Source organism: Rhodococcus sp. 2H158, from assembly GCF_053764755.1.
The window spans coordinates 1-604 of sequence record NZ_JBSNCE010000073.1; the positions used below are offsets into that span (position 1 = coordinate 1).

The 604-nt window shown below is 69.4% G+C and carries 1 protein-coding gene; it reads right to left on the reverse strand.

Annotated features, from left to right (window positions below):
• Nucleotides 1-604 (reverse strand): glucose-6-phosphate dehydrogenase (coenzyme-F420) (fgd, locus tag ACWPOB_RS28540; protein WP_455402875.1); only part of this gene is annotated, 604 nt, incomplete at both ends.

Consider the following 604-nt stretch of genomic DNA (forward strand, 5'->3'; position numbering starts at 1 on the left):
GCTGTGCTTCTGCTCCGCCGACAACGACAACGGCGCCCAGAACCGGGTGTTCTCCAACGCCCGCTCCGGATCGGTGTCGTAGGAGATCTTGATCTCGATCATCTTGTCGATCGCCCCGGCGTCCCGCCCGGCCTTGCCCGCACCCTCGGCCACCGCCGGCAACAACTTCCCGGTGTAGAGCTCCATCCCCTTACCCGAGGTGCAGATGAACCCGTCCCCCGCCCGGCCCGCATACCGCGCCACCACCGGACCCCCCGCCGCGATGTACACCGGGATCCCGCCGGCGGGCACGTCGTAGATCGACGCCCCCTTCGTGGTGTAGTACTCCCCGTCGAAGTCGACCCGCTCCCCGGTCCACAGCTCGCGCATCAGGGCCACCGACTCCCGCAACCGGGCGAACCGCTCCTTGAACTCCGGCCACACCCCCGCATACCCGGTGGCGATCTCGTTGAGCGCCTCCCCGGTGCCGACCCCGAGCATGACCCGCCCCGGATACAGGCACCCCATCGTCGCGAACGCCTGCGCGATCACCGCCGGGTTGTACCGGAACGTCGGGGTCAGCACCGAGGTCCCCAACTGCAACCGCGAGGTACGCTCGCCCACC